The sequence below is a fragment of the Salirhabdus salicampi genome, assembly GCF_024259515.1.
Classification (GTDB): domain Bacteria; phylum Bacillota; class Bacilli; order Bacillales; family Alkalibacillaceae; genus Salirhabdus_A; species Salirhabdus_A salicampi.
Genome location: NZ_JANBWE010000002.1, coordinates 595,646 through 613,731, shown reverse-complemented (window position 1 = coordinate 613,731; position 18,086 = coordinate 595,646). Strand labels below are relative to the sequence as shown.

18 protein-coding genes and 2 other annotated features are annotated in these 18,086 nt (G+C 37.7%); of the genes, 17 read left to right on the top strand and 1 reads right to left on the bottom strand.

The annotated features are described in order from the left end of the window. Positions 1-17: 17 nt before the first annotated feature. Positions 18-1,028 (top strand): phosphotransferase, encoded by a 1,011-nt coding sequence (locus NLW78_RS15675; RefSeq protein WP_254496760.1) that lies wholly within the window; start codon positions 18-20, stop codon positions 1,026-1,028. Here NLW78_RS15675 and NLW78_RS09245 read toward each other — a convergent pair. Next, positions 1,025-1,213: a YszA family small membrane protein gene (locus NLW78_RS09245; protein WP_254496759.1), complete on the bottom strand. Its 189-nt coding sequence runs from the start codon at positions 1,211-1,213 to the stop codon at positions 1,025-1,027. The two genes, NLW78_RS15675 and NLW78_RS09245, sit on opposite strands and share 4 nt — an antisense overlap. A 120-nt stretch (positions 1,214-1,333) precedes the next feature. Then, positions 1,334-1,570 (top strand) — a binding site (T-box leader). 54 nt (positions 1,571-1,624) lie between these two features. On the opposite strand from NLW78_RS09245, the gene NLW78_RS09240 reads away from it, so the two are divergent. The 16 genes from NLW78_RS09240 to NLW78_RS09165 all read left to right on the top strand — a co-directional run bounded on the left by NLW78_RS09240 (position 1,625) and on the right by NLW78_RS09165 (position 18,068). Next, the gene (locus NLW78_RS09240; protein ID WP_254496758.1) at positions 1,625-4,267 is read left to right on the top strand and encodes a valine--tRNA ligase; all 2,643 of its coding nucleotides are present in this window, start codon (positions 1,625-1,627) and stop codon (positions 4,265-4,267) included. Between the two features lie 56 nt (positions 4,268-4,323). After that, on the top strand, positions 4,324-5,622 hold the full coding sequence (locus tag NLW78_RS09235; RefSeq protein WP_254496757.1) for a bifunctional folylpolyglutamate synthase/dihydrofolate synthase: 1,299 nt from the start codon (positions 4,324-4,326) through the stop codon (positions 5,620-5,622). Between the two features lie 101 nt (positions 5,623-5,723). After that, the gene (locus NLW78_RS09230) at positions 5,724-7,460 is read left to right on the top strand and encodes a sensor domain-containing diguanylate cyclase (RefSeq protein WP_254496756.1); all 1,737 of its coding nucleotides are present in this window, start codon (positions 5,724-5,726) and stop codon (positions 7,458-7,460) included. A 145-nt stretch (positions 7,461-7,605) separates the two neighbouring features. Then, positions 7,606-8,529 carry a hypothetical protein gene (locus NLW78_RS09225; protein WP_254496755.1) on the top strand — a complete coding sequence of 308 codons (924 nt, stop codon included), beginning with the start codon at positions 7,606-7,608 and terminating at the stop codon, positions 8,527-8,529. A 130-nt stretch (positions 8,530-8,659) separates the two neighbouring features. Then, the gene (locus NLW78_RS09220; RefSeq protein WP_254496754.1) at positions 8,660-9,232 is read left to right on the top strand and encodes a Maf family protein; all 573 of its coding nucleotides are present in this window, start codon (positions 8,660-8,662) and stop codon (positions 9,230-9,232) included. A gap of 28 nt (positions 9,233-9,260) precedes the next feature. After that, positions 9,261-9,956, top strand: coding sequence for a RadC family protein (gene radC / locus NLW78_RS09215; RefSeq protein WP_437181956.1), 696 nt, complete (start codon positions 9,261-9,263; stop codon positions 9,954-9,956). A 158-nt stretch (positions 9,957-10,114) separates the two neighbouring features. Continuing rightward, on the top strand, positions 10,115-11,149 hold the full coding sequence (locus NLW78_RS09210) for a rod shape-determining protein (RefSeq protein ID WP_302328490.1): 1,035 nt from the start codon (positions 10,115-10,117) through the stop codon (positions 11,147-11,149). 19 nt (positions 11,150-11,168) lie between these two features. Further along, on the top strand, positions 11,169-12,038 hold the full coding sequence (gene mreC / locus NLW78_RS09205; protein WP_254496752.1) for a rod shape-determining protein MreC: 870 nt from the start codon (positions 11,169-11,171) through the stop codon (positions 12,036-12,038). Continuing rightward, complete coding sequence (gene mreD / locus NLW78_RS09200) at positions 12,038-12,571, top strand: rod shape-determining protein MreD (RefSeq protein ID WP_254496751.1); 534 nt, start codon at positions 12,038-12,040, stop codon at positions 12,569-12,571. The genes mreC and mreD overlap by 1 nt, the downstream gene beginning before the upstream one ends. Before the next feature lie 54 nt (positions 12,572-12,625). Beyond that, complete coding sequence (gene minC, locus NLW78_RS09195) at positions 12,626-13,306, top strand: septum site-determining protein MinC (RefSeq protein WP_254496750.1); 681 nt, start codon at positions 12,626-12,628, stop codon at positions 13,304-13,306. Continuing rightward, complete coding sequence (gene minD / locus NLW78_RS09190; protein ID WP_254496749.1) at positions 13,299-14,096, top strand: septum site-determining protein MinD; 798 nt, start codon at positions 13,299-13,301, stop codon at positions 14,094-14,096. Before minC ends, minD begins: the two co-directional genes overlap by 8 nt. Before the next feature lie 117 nt (positions 14,097-14,213). Further along, a complete protein-coding gene (locus NLW78_RS09185) occupies positions 14,214-14,996 on the top strand; it encodes a M23 family metallopeptidase (RefSeq protein WP_254496748.1) in 783 nt (260 codons plus the stop codon). Beyond that, on the top strand, positions 14,983-15,858 hold the full coding sequence (locus NLW78_RS09180; protein ID WP_254496747.1) for a M50 family metallopeptidase: 876 nt from the start codon (positions 14,983-14,985) through the stop codon (positions 15,856-15,858). The genes NLW78_RS09185 and NLW78_RS09180 overlap by 14 nt, the downstream gene beginning before the upstream one ends. Before the next feature lie 3 nt (positions 15,859-15,861). Next, complete coding sequence (locus NLW78_RS09175) at positions 15,862-17,298, top strand: ribonuclease E/G (protein WP_254496746.1); 1,437 nt, start codon at positions 15,862-15,864, stop codon at positions 17,296-17,298. A 35-nt stretch (positions 17,299-17,333) separates the two neighbouring features. Further along, positions 17,334-17,407: a sequence feature (ribosomal protein L21 leader region), on the top strand. Positions 17,408-17,421: 14 nt separating this feature from the next. Further along, a complete protein-coding gene (gene rplU, locus NLW78_RS09170) occupies positions 17,422-17,730 on the top strand; it encodes a 50S ribosomal protein L21 (RefSeq protein ID WP_254496745.1) in 309 nt (102 codons plus the stop codon). 11 nt (positions 17,731-17,741) lie between these two features. Further along, positions 17,742-18,068 (top strand): ribosomal-processing cysteine protease Prp, encoded by a 327-nt coding sequence (locus tag NLW78_RS09165; protein WP_254496744.1) that lies wholly within the window; start codon positions 17,742-17,744, stop codon positions 18,066-18,068. Positions 18,069-18,086 lie beyond the last annotated feature (18 nt).

The window sequence follows — 18,086 nt, the reverse complement described above, 5'->3', positions numbered from 1 at the left end:
GTTTAGGATGAGTGAGTGTGACAAATGTAGAGCGGATATTAAGCCATTATGGTATGGTTCCATATCAAACAGAATCTATCTCCACAAAAGTGTTAAAAGTAAACGTTGGAGACCGTTATGTAGCGGTTAAACAGTCGACAACTTCTAACTTAGAAGCAAAATTTCAATACTTATATCAATTGGTAGAAGCAAAACAGTTATCTGCTGTTACTCCTTTATACTTAACAAATCATCATAAATTACTTGTAACGGAAGGTGGGGGTTCATATTATGTTATGCCATGGTATGATACCCCGACCGTTACCATTCAAGCCAGACCGCTTCATTTACTTTTCAATGAAATCGGGACAATTCATAAAAAAACGTCAATAACACAAAAAATCGATCCGAATTCCTTTCTGAATTGGACGCATAGGCAAAAAGAAAATGTACGGAATATGTTTTTTTTATTCGAGCAAATTGTTTCTTCATTTGAATCAAGTCGATTTATGGCCCCAACGGAATTACTCATATGCCATATGTTTGGACTCTTTAAGAAAGTCACTGTACAACTGGAAGAATGGTATGATTATTGGTATGAGCATATTAAGGAAACAGGTGAATTAAAGTCATCATTATGTCACGGTGCTCTTCAACCAGCACACGTCTTATATAAGGATAATCGTTGTGCTTTTATCAATTGGGAAACACTTTTCATCGGTCATCCAGCCCGTGATATTACGCAATTTTTAAGATCTGTCTTTATTTTTCATGATGCTCCTTATGAAGATATTAAGGCTGGAGTCATGAGTTATCGCCATAAATTCCAATTTTCGAAAAGTGATATGGCCCTTATATGTTTACATCTATTAAAATCCGAACAATTTATAAAACGTTTAACGACTTATACAAAACATTCACATTCTTTATCAGAAGCGAAGTGGGTGCAAATATTTCAAAGGTATCAGTTTTATTTTGATTTAGCCCTGAAGCTACAAGAGGAGATAAAGCAGGATATTATATTTGATCTAGATGAAGATGAACATTAAAACCATTCAAAATAGAAAGCGAGAAATAGACCGACCCATAATGCAGTAAGAAACACGTCTAATGAAGAAGGAAACAATAACGTACGCCCTAACTGATAAATCATAATCGGTAATGTACATCTTTCCATTACAAAGATAAAATTACGTAACCAAGATGGTAGTTTATACCGATAGAATTTACCCATTATATTACCTCCTTTTCACTCGTTCGTTTGTTATAATATGAATGAAATTTGGCAAAAGTGTATAAAGACGTTGACTTTTCTTTATAAAAATGGCTAAAATACTATTACAAACGAAATATAGGAAATACCGAGACAGGGAGGAGTACGGGTGTAGCCCTTTAGAGAGAGGAGCCCATAGGCTGAGAGGTTCCTTAGGTCGCAGCAACTCGGAAGGTCGCCCTTGAGTGGTAGCTTCTTTGAAATAGGAGTAGAAGAAGCCGGTGAAACACCGTTACTGAACATGAGTGTATAGGTGAAGTATATATTGTTACCTATGAATAAAGGTGGTACCGCGAAAATATCCTTTTCGTCCTTTTTGGACGAAAAGGTTTTTTTTATTTTTGGAAGGTGAAATTATGAGGAGGTATTGTAATGGGACAAAATGAGGTGTCTTTACCACCAAAGTATAATCCGAATGAAATTGAAAAAGGACGTTATGACTTTTGGGTGGAAGGGAAGTTTTTCGAGGCAAAAGAAGACCAATCGAAAGATCCGTTTACTATTGTCATTCCCCCACCTAACGTAACAGGTAAGCTCCATTTGGGCCATGCGTGGGATACTACGCTCCAGGATATTATTACTCGTATTAAGCGTATGCAAGGGTATGACGTTTTATGGCTACCAGGCATGGATCACGCTGGGATTGCAACGCAAGCAAAAGTCGAAGGAAAACTCCGTGAACAAGGAATAAACCGTCATGACTTAGGACGAGAGAAGTTTTTAGAAAAAGCTTGGGAATGGAAAGGTGAATATGCCTCCTTTATTCGAAAACAGTGGGAAAAGTTAGGGCTTGGGCTCGACTATTCACGTGAGCGATTTACCCTCGATGAAGGATTATCAAAGGCTGTACGAGAAGTGTTCGTATCTTTATACGAGAAGGGCCTCATTTACCGTGGTGAGTATATTATTAATTGGGACCCAGCTACGAAAACTGCACTTTCCGATATCGAGGTTATCTACCAAGAAGTTAAAGGTGCCTTTTATCATATGAAGTACCCATTAAAAGATGGTACAGGACATATTGAGGTTGCAACCACTCGTCCTGAAACAATGCTAGGTGATACAGCGGTTGCTGTCCACCCAAAAGACGAGCGATATCAGCATTTAATTGGTAAAAAAGTTATCTTGCCAATTGTAAATCGTGAGATTGAAATTGTAGCTGACGATTACGTTGATATGGAATTTGGATCCGGGGCTGTAAAGATTACTCCAGCACATGACCCGAATGACTTCGAAATCGGCAACCGTCACAATTTAGAGCGAATTCTTGTCATGAAGGAAGACGGAACAATGAATGAGAACGCTGGTAAGTACGAAGGTATGGACCGTTTTGAATGTCGTAAGCAAATCGTAAAAGATTTGCAAGAGGATGGGGTATTATTCAACATTGAAGAACACACCCATTCCGTTGGCCATTCTGAGCGAAGTGGAGCAGTTGTTGAACCGTATTTATCTACACAGTGGTTTGTGAAGATGCAACCGTTAGCTGACGAAGCGATCAACCTGCAGAAAAAAGAAGACAAAGTAAACTTCGTACCAGACCGGTTTGAAAAAACTTATCTGCATTGGATGGAAAACATTCGGGATTGGTGTATTTCAAGGCAATTATGGTGGGGACATCGTATTCCTGCTTGGTATCACAAAGAGACAGGTGAATTATATGTAGGTAGGGAAGAGCCCGAAGACATTGAAAATTGGGAACAAGATATAGACGTGCTTGATACATGGTTCTCTTCTGCATTATGGCCATTTTCGACTATGGGCTGGCCGGATGAAAAGAGTAAAGACTTTCAACGGCATTTCCCAACTGACGTACTGGTTACAGGTTACGATATTATATTCTTTTGGGTATCTCGTATGATTTTTCAATCCATTGAGTTTACAGGTGAGAGACCTTTTAAAGATGTACTTATTCATGGACTTGTTCGTGATGCTGATGGACGAAAAATGAGTAAGTCATTAGGTAACGGAGTAGACCCTATGGATGTTATTGAGAAATATGGTGCCGACTCCTTACGTTATTTCTTATCTACAGGGTCATCACCAGGTCAAGATTTACGTTTCCAATGGGAGAAAGTAGAATCTACCTGGAACTTTGCGAATAAAATTTGGAACGCATCTCGATTCGTTCTTATGAATTTAGATGGAATGAAACTGGAGGATATCGATCTATCTGGGGAAAAATCAGTTGCTGACCATTGGATCTTAACTCGACTGAATGAAACGATTGAGAATGTGACAAAAAATGTTGATAAATATGAGTTTGGTGAAGCAGGACGCCACCTTTACAATTTTATTTGGGATGAATTCTGTGACTGGTACATTGAAATGGCAAAATTACCTCTATACGGAGAAGACGATGGAGCGAAGAAGACAACACGCTCTGTCTTAGTATATGTACTAGACCGTATGCTGAAAATGTTGCATCCATTCATGCCGTTTATCACAGAAGAGATTTGGCAACAGATTACAAGAGAAGGCACTTCTATTACTATTTCTGCTTGGCCTGAACCAAATCCAGATTTTACGAATAAGGAAGCAGCTGGACAAATGAAGCGTCTCGTAGATATTATTCGTTCCGTTCGTAATATACGTGCTGAAGTTGATACGCCTATGTCAAAGCATATTGATATGATCATTAAAACAGGTGATCAATCAGTTACAGAGCAATTGCAGAAAAACCGACACTACTTAGAACGTTTCTGTAATCCAAGCGATCTTACAATTGGTGTAGATGTTCAAGCACCGGAAAAAGCAATGAGTGCTATTGTAACAGGTGCAGAAATTTACTTACCATTAGAAGGCCTTATTGACATCGAAGAAGAGCTTGCCCGTTTACAAAAAGAATGGGAGAAATGGAATAAAGAGGTTGAGTTAGTACAGAAAAAGTTAGGTAACGATAAATTTGTCAATAAAGCACCTGAGCACATTGTTCAGCAAGAGCGAGAAAAGGAACAAGATTATTTAGAAAAGCGTGCTAAAGTTGAAGCAAGAATGAAGGAATTAAAGGGATAAATGTTTGGAACGGACCCGTATTACGGGTTCGTTTTCCATTTGAAAGAGGGGTTACAATGAACAAAGCGGAAGCTATAGATTGGTTACATAGTAGGCTCACCTTTGGCATTAAGCCAGGTTTAAAACGGATGGAATGGTTCATGGAAAAGCTGGGGCATCCAGAAAAACGATTAAAAGCCATACATATCGCAGGGACAAATGGAAAAGGTTCTACTCTTTCGTATATTCGAAATTTGTTACAAGCCCATCATTATGAGGTTGGGACATTTACGTCGCCATATATTACTGAATTTAATGAACGCATTAGTATTAATGGTCAACCGATAAAAGATGATCATTTAATAAAACTAGTAGAGAAGATGATACCGTTATGCAATGAACTAGCGCAAACTGAACTTGGAGAACCAACTGAATTTGAAGTAATTACAGCGATGGCATTTGATTATTTCGCAACCCAATCTCTTGATTATGTCATTTTTGAGACTGGACTAGGTGGAAGGTTAGATTCAACGAATGTCGTTCTGCCTCTCCTAACAGTAATAACGAATATCGGATTGGATCACACTGCGATTCTAGGAGATAGTTATGAACAAATTGCCGCCGAAAAAGCTGGAATCCTGAAGAGGCATATCCCCCTTATTACAGCTGTTCAGCAGGAGAATGCAAGGGAAGTGATTCGCAGACGTGCTTGGAAATTGGATGCACCTATTGAGGAACTTGGTCTTTCCTTTTCTATCTTTGACAACAGTGTAAAAGATGGGAATGAAACATTCCGATTTCAAAACGGGAACGTAAAGTCGCCTAGGATAACCATTCAAATGAAAGGGGAACACCAAGTGAAAAATGCGGCGGTTGCGTTACAAACTTTTTTTCGTTTAAGTGAGAGAGAAAATATTCAATTGGATTGGAACAAAGTTTTAAGTGGAATGGAGAAAACAAAATGGCCCGGACGTTTTGAACTCATTCATCATCAACCAACTGTTATTTTAGATGGTGCTCATAATGAGGAAGGCCTTGATTCATTGATCCGTTCTTTAGAGCGATATTATCACAATAAAAATTGGCACATTATCTTTTCAGCTATGAAAGATAAGCCGTTACACAACATGATAGCAAAACTTGATAAGCACTTTTCGTCGATTACTTTTACGACATTTCCTTTTCCAAGGGCAGCTGATCCGGGGGATTTAGCTTGCTATAGTCATCATGAACACGTGGATAAAATACCGAATTGGGAAAGAGCCATACAAAGAAAAATACATTTGGCGACAGAACATGACATCACCGTAGTTTCGGGGTCTTTATATTTTGTTTCAGAAATTCGCCGAAATTTTGAAAAAATTACTACAATATGATAAAATATCTTGAATAAATTGTAAGTTAACTTTTAAATCTTGTAGTTTTTGTCTGACAGTAAACATAAATGGAAAAACGTTACACATAGGGGATGCTAATCATGACAACTGGTAAAAAAATTACGATTTGGGTTGTTTGGATACTTGCTTGGCCAACACTATTATATTACTTTTACTCTATTTTTCAGCCTACTATAGATGGGAAATATTTTGATGTCATTTCGTTTGCAATTCTTATGTGTATCGTCGCTTTTTTCCCTATTGTTGTCGGTGAGACACCTATCTTCTTTATTCAAGGTATCAGCTTCGCTGTTTTTCTCTATTTCGGTCTTTTCATAGAGATCGTTTTAACACAAATTGCCCTTATTGCCCTCATTATGAAAATTCGCACGAGCAAGGATGAATTACACCGGATACCAGCTAATTTAACAATGTTTCTCCTCATATCTATTATGGGAGCATCGATGTATTACTTATTAGGTGGACAGCACGGAGTAGACCCATTTTCACATCCTTATCAATTTCTGCCAATTATTAGTTATGCTCTAGGAATCATTACCTCTAATCAAATATTACTCTATTTGCTTAGAATATATATGAATAATAAAAAAGAACGTTTCTTCTCAAAAGGATTACTGTGGGAATTTGTAACTTCCTTTGTAGTACTTCCCGTAGGGTTCATCCTTTATCTCCTTTATATGGAACTAGGGGCAAAGGCAATTTATTTCGTCGGAGTTCCATTTATTATGATCTCCATTATCATAAAAAACTATTATTCTAGTGATAAGGTCAACAGTCACCTAAAGAAAACGAGTGAAATTGGCCAAAAACTGGCTGGTCAATTAAATGTAAAAGAAGTACTCGATATTTTCACACAAGAGGTAAGCAGTTTATTAGACGTGAAATATACATACATCTACGATGTTTCCAATCACCAAAAAACACTATCGCTCATTCGCTTTGTTGATACGAGCCGCTACTTACATCTTTCCGATATTACGTTAAACAAAGGCGAAGGAGTTAGTGGAAAAGTTTATGATCAAGGTTACGGTGTTTCCTTTCAATCGAAGAAAAATTGGGAGCATATCCAAGATCTCTCGATTCCTGAGGATGGAGAAAGTATATTATCTGTACCAGTCCGTCGAAATGATGAAACGGTAGGGATTTTAACGATTGTTTCAACAAATAAAAGAGCCTATGAAAAGTCACACTTTATGCTGTTGGGAATTTTATCAAACTACCTGGCTGTTGCGATGGAAAATGCACGACATTATGAACAAACGAAAACAAAAAGTGAACAATGTCATTTAACAAAATTGTACAATTATCGCTATTTTACAAACTACTTACAGACCATTTTCGAAGATATGAGGGCAAAAGGAATTGAACATAACGTATCACTCATACTATTAGATGTAGACCATTTTAAAAAAGTAAACGATATGTATGGGCATGAAAGTGGAAATGAAGTACTAATCGAACTCGCACAACGATTAAAGGATTATGTTGGGGATGATGGTGTATTAGCCCGTTATGGTGGTGAGGAGTTTGTCATTGTCTATAAAGACAAAAATAAAGTAGAAGCATTCTACGAAGCGAAACAAATACATAAATTAATAAGCCGTTCTCCGATTACATTGCGAAACCATATAGAATATCAAAGTCAACCAATTAAAATAAATATTACAGCAAGTGTAGGGGTCGCATCCTTTCCAGAGGATTGTGAAGATCTTCAACAGTTGGTCCGTCATGCAGACCGTGCTATGTATTTTGGAGCGAAAAGAAAAGGAAGAAACCGGGTCGCTACCTATGAACATGTAAGTGAAGCAGCTGAGTAATCAGTTGCTTTTTTTGTTGTCGAGTTAGTGGTGTTTTTGGAATATTTCTGCGAAAAAAAAGCGCCTCGGCCGACAATAGTCGCCTAACTTTTCAAGTGAAACATGATAAAGTCAAATAAAGCTTGAAAAAAGTGAGGTTTTCATTGTGGACAAGAAACAGCAATTTTCCGTTAAAATTAATGGCGAACAAACAGATACACGAGAAGTAGAGGAAGAAGTAGCGGCATCTTTGGAGCAGCCTAAGAACGATGATCCATATTTTCGTGGTGATTATAAAGACATTGATGTATTTTATCGAAAAAAAGGCAAAAAACAAAGAAGAAGACTTCTCGCCAAAATCCCAAATATAAAACAGTTGCTCGTTGCGGTCGTTGCTGCCTCTGTCGTTGGCATTGGACTAGGATTTAGTATGTTAAAAATCCTATCCAATGTCGAACCAGAACAATCAGCAGACCCTGTTGTAGTTGCGACTCCTTCGGATTCGGATGAATATGGAGAACAAAATCATTATGAAAAACAAGGAGAGAATCTTGTCTCTTATACGTTCCCACCTCTATCCGCATGGGTCGTTCAACTAGGTGTTTATAGTTCAGAGGAAGCAGCTATAGAAGAGCGGGATTATATGCAAACGGAAGGGATTAACCCGATTATTTGGTCAAGGGATGGCCAATATTATGTATTTGGTGCGATTGGTCAAAATCAATCAGATGCAAAAGAGCTCGATGTTATGATAAATGAATCAACGGGATTAGAAACATACACACGGGAGTGGACAGTTCCAAGTATTGAACGTAGGGTTAACGAGGAAGAGGGAGATTGGATTCTAAGCGGAATGGAAAACTGGCAATTATTATTAAAACATATGAATCAAAATAATGAAGAAGTAGAAGGTGCGAAAGACGCTTTAACAACATGGTTAGAAGAAAAACCTAATGATTTATCCGCTGAGGGATCCCGAGTAGCGGTTGCCTTTCAACAGCTTTTACAACGTTTGAATGAAAACAGATGGGATTCTGAACGAGGGATGTTATCTGTTATGAAAAGTTTTGAAAATGATATGAATCAGTAAATAGCATTTTCGTATTGGTAAACAGGAAAATAAACAACCAAACGATATAAAAATATCTTTTTGCGTATTTTGCTTCTTCAGCTTCATATTTTATCATGAATAAAACATGCCAAAGGAAACAGGTGATACTATGCAACTAATCTTAGCCTCTTCATCGCCGAGAAGAAAAGAGTTGTTAAAGAAAGCAAAAATCCCTTTTGAACAACGAACACAGCATACTGACGAAAAACAAGTGACAGGGAATACACCGGAACAACTTGTGAAAAATATTGCAATTGAAAAGGGTAACCATGTTCCGATTCTGTCTGATCAGGAAATCATTCTAACAGCCGATACCGTTGTAACGTATGAAAATCAAGTGCTCGGAAAACCCGAAAGCGTCGAACATGCTTATCAAATATTAACATCGTTAAGCGGGAAAACACATACCGTGATGACAGCAGTTCTTCTAAAGTCAACAAAGGAAGAACAGTTGTTTATCGAAAAAACAATTGTAGAATTTTGGGAACTAACAGATGAAGAAATTCATGAGTACATTCAAACAGGGGACTGTTTCGATAAAGCAGGAGCATATGGTATTCAATCTGAAGGTTTTGCATTTGTGAAAAAAATACACGGAGATTATTACAATGTTGTCGGGCTACCGATTTCACGTTTAATTCGAGAACTAAGACCCTTTGCTATATTACCTGTTTCAACATAGGCATGAATTCCAAGTGGAAGGAGCATGTTTGTTGGTAGGAAAGAACACCTTCTTCATCCGGGATATACCGAAACAGGAAAGACCAAGGGAAAAGTTGCTGGAGACTGGTTCCAAACATTTAACAAACCAAGAGCTGTTATCGGTTTTACTAGGAAGTGGGACGAAACATGAATCTGTCATGACATTGGCACAACGGGTACTTGTGACATTTGGTGGGATTGAGTCATTGAAGGATACAACCTATGAAGAACTGTCAGCAATAAAAGGCATTGGCAAGGCGAAGGCGGCAACCTTAGTGGCGGCTATTGAGTTTGGTAAACGTATCCATACGATTAAATTGGAGGAAAAATATGTAGTTCGCCAACCAGTTGATGTTGCAGGATATATTATGGATGAGTTGCGACACTTGAAACAGGAGCATTTCATTGCTTTATACTTAGATACGAAAAATCAGATTATACATCAGCAAACGCTTTTTATTGGGAGTTTAAACGCTTCTATTGTACATCCCCGTGAAATTTTCAAAGAAGCTGTAAAGAGATCTGCGGCTTCCATTATTTGTGCTCATAATCACCCTTCAGGTGATCCGACGCCATCACAGGAAGATATTCAAATTACGAAACGAATTTCTGAATGTGGGAAAATGATTGGGATAGAAGTACTCGATCATATCGTGATCGGAAATGGAAGGTATGTTTCCCTAAAAGAAAAAGGATACTTGTAACCCTATCTATTTATAACCATTTTTCGTATAATATAATATACAAAAATAAAACAGCGCCATTCAAGAGGATCTTGAAATGGCGCTTATTATCTGGATAAATTGATCAACACTAATACATAACGGTTAGTTGAAAATGAGTGATGGAAAGGAAGATCATCTTGGCTGGATTCGGCTTTGCGCAAGATTTAGGTATAGATTTAGGCACTGCAAATACATTGGTATTCGTTAAAGGAAAAGGTGTTGTCCTCCGGGAACCGTCTGTTGTAGCAAAAAATGTTGAGACAGGTGATATTAAAGCAGTTGGAAATGAAGCGAAAACGATGATTGGGCGAACTCCTGGTAATATAACGGTTATCCGCCCAATGAAAGACGGGGTCATTGCTGATTATGAAACAACCGCATCAATGATGAAGTACTATATTGAAAAGGTGCAACGAAATCGCTCCTTATTTGCACGTAAACCAAACGTGATGGTTTGTGTTCCTTCAGGAATTACAATGGTGGAAGAGCGTGCAGTTGTTGATGCGACGAAGCAAGCTGGGGCAAAGGAAGCATATCCAATTGCCGAACCATTTGCTGCTGCAATTGGAGCAGGATTGCCAGTTTGGGAACCTACTGGTAGTATGGTAGTAGATATTGGTGGAGGTACAACCGAAGTCGCAGTTATATCTTTAGGAGGCATTGTGACAAGTCAATCCATTCGCATTGCTGGCGATGGGATGGACCAGGCCATTATCCAATACATTCGAAAAAAATATAATTTGTTAATTGGAGAACATTCTGCAGAGATTGTAAAAATGGAAATCGGCTCTGCAAATCCTTCTAAAAGCGACGGCCAATTAGATATCCGCGGTAGGGACTTAGTAAGCGGATTACCAAAAACGATTACCGTCACAGCTGAAGAGGTAAGCAGTTCATTAAAAGATACAGTAGACGCTATTTTGGAAACTGTGAAAAATACACTGGAAAAAACCCCGCCTGAACTCGCTGCTGATATTATGGAAAGAGGAATCGTCCTAACAGGTGGAGGAGCATTATTAAAAGGTTTAGATCGGGTCATTAGTGAAGAGACGAAAATGCCTGTCTTTGTTGCCGAGGAACCGTTAGATAGTGTTGCAATCGGGACTGGAAAGGCACTAGAGTATATTCATCATTTCCGCACGAATCATGTATTTTCTCGTTCCAAACATTAATCGTAAGTAGGTGTACGAAATGGGTTCCTTTTTTCGCAAAAAACGATTAGTAACAATTCTTGTAAGTATCATTGTTCTCGTTGTTTTAATCGGTTACTCGATTCGGGATCGTGATAATCCTTCATTTTTAGAACAATTTTTATCCGATACAATTGGGGTGGTCCAATCTTTGGTCCATGCCCCGTTTCAATATGTATCTAATATCTATACTAATATTGAAGATATAAAAAAGACTTATGAACAAAATAAAGTCTTGAAAGAAAATTTATCAGAGTATAAAGACTTATTGTATCAAGTACAAGCATTGGAAAAGGAAAACAAAGAGTTAAGTGATATTTTAGATAAAGAAAAGTCTATACGTGATTATAAACCAATTCATGCGTCTGTTATTGTTCGAAGCCCAGAACGTTGGTTTCAACAAATAACAATCAATAAAGGGAAGCAGCATGGTGTGATGCCTAATATGGCTGTTATTACTGCTGAAGGAATGATAGGAAAAGTAAAGACGTCAAACCAATTTACTGCAACTGTACAACTATTAAGCGGTTTTGATATAAATAATCGTATTTCGGTCATTGTCCAAAGTGATGAAAAGATATATGGATTGATAGAAGGATATGATAGTGAGTCGGAAGCGTTACTTCTAAAGATTACCGCACAAACAGATTTAGAAGAAGGACAAACAGTCGTTAGCTCGGGATTAGGTGGTGTTTTTCCGGAAGGATTAGAAATTGGTTCTATAGAAAACGTCGAAATGGACCGGTTTGGATTAAATAAAATTGCGTATGTTAAGCCTTCCGCACAATTTTATGAAATTAACCACGTTATGGTTGTAGACCGGGATATGTATTCTCCTAGCATAGATGGAGCGGAAGGGGATGAAGAGTAATGAAAAAGTTACTACTTCCTCTTATTCTATTAATCCTGTTAGTGTTAGAGGGTACATTAGCTGACATATTTTCTCCAGACTGGGCCGCTACTCAGTATGATATTATCCCACATTCCATGGCTGTTTTCCTTTTTCTTATAGCCATTTATTATGATCACGATCATACGTATTATTGCGTCTTTTACGGCATTTTATTTGGTTTTTTAAAAGACTTGTTATATACGGACATTCTAGGGGTATATATGTTCACGTATGCAATTGGTGCCTATATCATACACGGATTAAAAAAACTTCTACACGGAACATTTATCGTAACGTTTTGTTTAACGGCATTCGGTGTTCTATTGATAGATAGCCTATTATATACGTTATATTACGTAATAGGGGTAACAGACATCATCATATTGATGTATTTTTCCGATAGACTTGTCCCGACATTAGCATTAAATCTGTTGTTTTTGATGATACTGTATCCGATTTTTAGTAAAATATTATTTAAGTGGTCAGAAGAACTCATAGCTGAGAGAAAATAGGGAAAAGGATTTCCTATAGTCGTTAGCGAAAATGTATTATTGAGGTGAACCTCTGTGAATAACAAAAAACATGTAGTAACAATTAAAGGTACGAAAGAAGGATTAACCTTTTTTATTGATGAGAATAGTTCTTTTGACCAAGTTCTACATGAACTGGATCAAAAGCTATCATCAACTGTAGTAGATAAAGAAAAACCGATGATAACGGTCAATGTTAGTGTAGGGAACCGTTATTTAACGTCTGAACAGCAAGAACAAATAAAGACCGTAATACGTTCGAAACAAAAATTTATTGTGAGTAGTATTGAGTCAAATGTCATTACAAGAGATGAGGCGAAAGAATGGCAGAAAGATTCTCAAATAAATTCAATATATCGAATGGTACGATCTGGACAAGTCATTGAAGTTCGGGGGGATTTACTCTTAATTGGAGATGTAAACCCTGGTGGAAAAGTTACAGCCACTGGAAATATATATGTTTTAGGGGAATTAAAAGGCATTGCCCACGCGGGAGTGAACGGGAATGAAGAGGCAGTCATAGCAGCCTCATACATGAAACCGAATCAACTACGTATTGCTAATTACATTAGTCGTTCCCCAGACTATGAGACAGAAGGCGTTTATATGGAATGTGCTTATGTTAAAACAGAGAAAATTGTCATAGATGAACTTCAAGTATTAGCAAAAACAAGTCCTTATTTTAGTTCCGTTGAAAGGAGAATGAGCAATGGGTGAGGCAATTGTTATTACTTCAGGAAAAGGTGGGGTAGGAAAGACAACAACAACCGCCAATATTGGAACTTCTTTAGCATTACTAGGGAAGAAAGTATGTCTAGTAGATACAGACATCGGATTGCGCAACTTAGATGTGATCTTAGGTGTGGAGAATCGAATCATTTATGACATCGTTGACGTTGTAACAGAACGTTGTAATGTGAAACAGGCGTTAGTGAAAGATAAAAGGTTTGATTGTTTACACTTGTTACCGGCAGCACAAACGAGTGATAAAACTGCTGTAACACCTGAAGGCATCAAAAAGGTTATTGATGAGTTAAAACCTGATTATGATTACATATTTATCGATTGTCCAGCCGGAATTGAATTAGGGTATCAAAATGCAATAGCTGGTGCAGATAAAGCAATCGTAGTAACAACTCCTGAAAAATCTAGTGTTCGAGATGCAGATCGAATCATCGGATTGCTAGAGAAAGAAGATATTGAACCACCTTATTTAGTGATAAACCGTATACGAACACACATGGTAAAAAGTGGGGATATGCTAGATATTAACGATATTGTCAGCACATTAGCCGTTGATTTATTAGGAATCGTTGCCGACGATGAAGAAGTAATAAAAGCTTCCCATCATGGAGAACCAATTGCATTTCAACCGAATACAAAGGCATCCATTTCTTATCGGAATATTGCCCGTCGTATTTTAGGGGAATCAGTTCCTTTAATGTCTCTTGAAGATGATAAGGGTGTATTCACGAAAGTGAAAAAGTTTTTTGGCATGAAAGCTTAACGTATAAAGAAAGAGATGATAAACAGTCATATATCAAATATGGCTGTTTTTTTATTCATAAAAATCTATGTTCCGAATAGACTTGTACAAACACTGAAGTTAAAGGAATGAGTGACATTGAATAATAGAGATGTTCAAGAGATACGAAAAAATATAGCAAAACGGAAAAAGTATAAGAGAGAGAATGTAACTGGTTCTGATACTCCCCGATCTATATCCTTTGTACAGGACGAGGAAAAGCATGGATTCTTACCCTTTTTACAAGGGGATTCTACATCATCTATGAAACGGTCGAAAGCCCGGGTACATTCCTTTATTTTGAAACTGTTACTTGCATGTATTTTATTTTTTGGAACAGCTATATTGTTTCGTTTAGATGGTCCAGTTTTTCAAAAAACACAAGCAATTGCTTTAAATGCCTTAACAGAGGAATTCCCTTTTGCTAAGGTACAAGCTTGGTACCGGGATTATTTTGGTGCTCCTCTTGCTATTATCGATACCCCACCTAGTAACGAAGTAGCAGAAGGGACCAACTATGATTTCATTTTACCAGTTATGGGGAATATTTCTGAGACATTTCAACAAAACGGTAAAGGGATTTTTATTGAAACTGACGGCAAAACGAATGTATCGGCAATGGATAACGGTACGGTAATTTTTGCCGGGAATAAAAATGATACGGGGAAGACGGTTATTATTCAGCATGACGATGGAAGTGAATCTACATATGGAAATTTAACAAATATTAAGGTATACCATTACCAATTTGTTACATCAAATCAGGTTATTGGTGAAATTGTGCAAGAAGATGAAAGTGTCGCTAGACTATATTTTTCGATTCAAAAGGATAGACAATATATCGATCCAGTAAAGGTGATGCAAGTTGATGACCAACCGTAAACGAAATTCCGTTTTTCATATTCACCCTCTATTATTTGGTTTGTTTTTCCTCGCATTTATTACAGGTTCATTTATGGAAATGATCATCATTTTTACAATTGTGGTGATTCATGAGTTCGGCCATCTTAGTATGGCTCTTTTTTTTCGCTGGCGTATTCGGAAGGTGATGTTTTGGCCCTTTGGAGGGGTCATGGAGACGGATGATTATTTCAGTCGCCCTAATCGAGAGGAGCTGTACGTTGTTTTAGCTGGACCAGTTCAACATATTTGGATTCATTTTTTTCTAATCTATTCAAACGGCTTTGGACTGCTTTCGCCAGATCTTATTCAATTTGCTGTTCATTATAATATTGTACTGTTATTGTTTAACTTAATTCCAATCTACCCGTTAGACGGTGGGAAACTATGTTTCTTACTATTTTCCCAATTTCTGCCGTTTCAAAAAGCAATGGATTGGACAATCATATTTTCCGTCATGACTGTTATCATCGGTTTGTCTCTGGCCATCATGGAAGGATGGGGGACATTGCATACTGTTTTGTTGGCGATTTTTCTTCTGTTGGAAAATCGGATAGAATGGAATAGGCGAAAGTTTGTCTTTATACGCCATTTAATGGCTAGACAAAACCGTACGAATTATGAGGGATATAAAATGTTAAAAAATAAACTCCCTCCACATATTACAGTGTACCGAACGTTATCGGGTTTAAGAAAAGGTTGTTATCACCAATTTGTCATTCCTGTTGGGGAACGGCTCGTAACCGTTGATGAACAGTCTTGTTTGGATGCGTATTTTAATCAACAACAACCTAATATTCCGATGGGATCAATAGCGAAATGGCAAGATAAAACGGAGAGATAAACGATGAAAACGATCTATATACAAACAACTACAACAGAGAAATTCGCATTACTCATGAATAACGAACAATTAGAGCAAATTCACGTAAGCCGGCCAGAACAACAATCGCTAGTTGGAAATATATACAAAGGGCGCGTACGTAAGGTGGAACACAGTTTACAAGCAGCCTTTGTTGATTTAGGGGAAAAGCGACTTGCCTTTTTACCGAAAAAGGAGATTCCCCAGGCGAGAAAGAATCGTCACCTTCCAATTGAAAAATTAATCCATGAAGGCATGGATATGTTTGTGCAAGTGATAAAGGACCCAATTGGTAATAAAGGGGCACAAGTAACGAATAATGTGACGTTACCGGGACTTGGGTTTGTTTATTTGCCGCAAGGGAACTACATTGCTGTATCGAAAAAAATAAAAGGTGCAGATCAAAATCATTTTACAGTGTCAATTGAAAAATGGTTGCAACATGAAGAAGGGGTGATTGTTCGGACATCTGCATTGCAACTAAATGAAGAGGAACAAGCGGCTGAATTAGACTTGTTACGGCGGAAATGGGAATTACTTCTACATGAGGCCAAGGATAAAAAAGCGCCTGTGAAACTCTTTGAGGATGACGATATTCCTTTACGATTTATCCGCAAATTTGGGTTTCATGCAGACGAACTTATATTTGATGAAACATCAACGGCGGCAAACATGAAGGAAATGTTTCCGAATTTAGCTCATAAAATAAGGTGGTCACACCGTTTTACACAGGATATTCCGTATACGTTTGATTCTATAATTGAACAACTGACGAAACGTCATGTTAAATTATCTTCCGGAGTTGAGATTGTGATTGACCGTACGGAAGCTCTTACTGTTTACGATGTGAACAGTTCGTCTTTTAGCGGGAGAGGGAACAAATATGACACTGCTAAAAAAGCAAACTTGTTAGCAGCAGAAGAGATTATGAATCAAGTAAGATTACGGAATATTTCAGGTATTATTTTAATTGATTTTATTGATATGAAGTCAGATCGGGATAAGGAAGATATCATATCCTGTCTGAAGTCCGAAGCAGCAAGGGATCCTTTACATTGTGAAATTTTAGGATTTACCCGCTTAGGAATTTTAGAGATGACTCGGAAACGCCAAGGCTTAGACCTCATGTCAATTTATGAACAACCCGTGAATGATAGGCAATGGAACATATTGTCACATGCCTATAAATTAGAAAGAGAATTACTTTCATATCGCAACAGTGACTATGAGGCATTCCTTGTAGATATGCGCCCGGAAGTACTCGAGCTGTTTATGTCTAGGGTGAATTTACCGAAACTTAAGCAACTACTAAAAAAATCCGTATTTGTGCGCCAAACCTCTTTAGAAAATCGCCCATATGTGGTAAAGTTTATAGGGTTAGAAAATAATCAAATCAATGAAGACATTGACAAACTTTTCTAACTCATGATAGTATTTTAATGTTATGTTTGTAGCACCCGCTGCTACAACCGCGCAGAACAGGTTATGAAACTTCAAAGGAAGTACCTGTATGGCGAGTCTGAGTATATAGAGGAGGTGCAAGTCATGTACGCAATTATTGAAACTGGTGGTAAACAAGTAAAAGTTGAAGAAGGTCAAGCTGTTTACATCGAAAAAGTAGACGCTGGTGACGGTGAAACTGTAACATTCGATAAAGTTGTTTTAGTTGGTGGCGAAGACGTGAAAGTTGGTTCACCTTACGTAGAAGGTGCAACGGTAACGGCAAAAGTTGAAAAACAAGGCCGCGCTAAAAAAATTACGGTGTTCAAATATAAGCCGAAAAAGAACTACAAGCGTAAACAAGGTCATCGTCAACCTTACACAAAAGTGACGATCGACAAAATTAACGCATAAGGATTAATTATATGATTCAAGTTCGAGTCTATCGAAATGAAATGCAAGATATTCAATCCTTTGAAATTACTGGCCATGCAGAGAGCGGTCCATATGGACATGACCTCGTTTGTGCCGGTGTATCCGCCGTATCCTTCGGAGCAGTAAATGCAATTATAAAGCTTTGTCATATCGAGCCAGCCATTGAACAAGGTGGCGAAGGAGGATATTTAAAAGTACAGCTTCCGCTGAACATGAGTCAGGAAGTGTATACAAAAGCGCAACATTTGCTGGAGGGTATGGTTGTTGCCTTAGAAACGATTGAACGTGACTATGGTCAATATATAAAGATTCAATAACTGTAAACATGAAGGAGG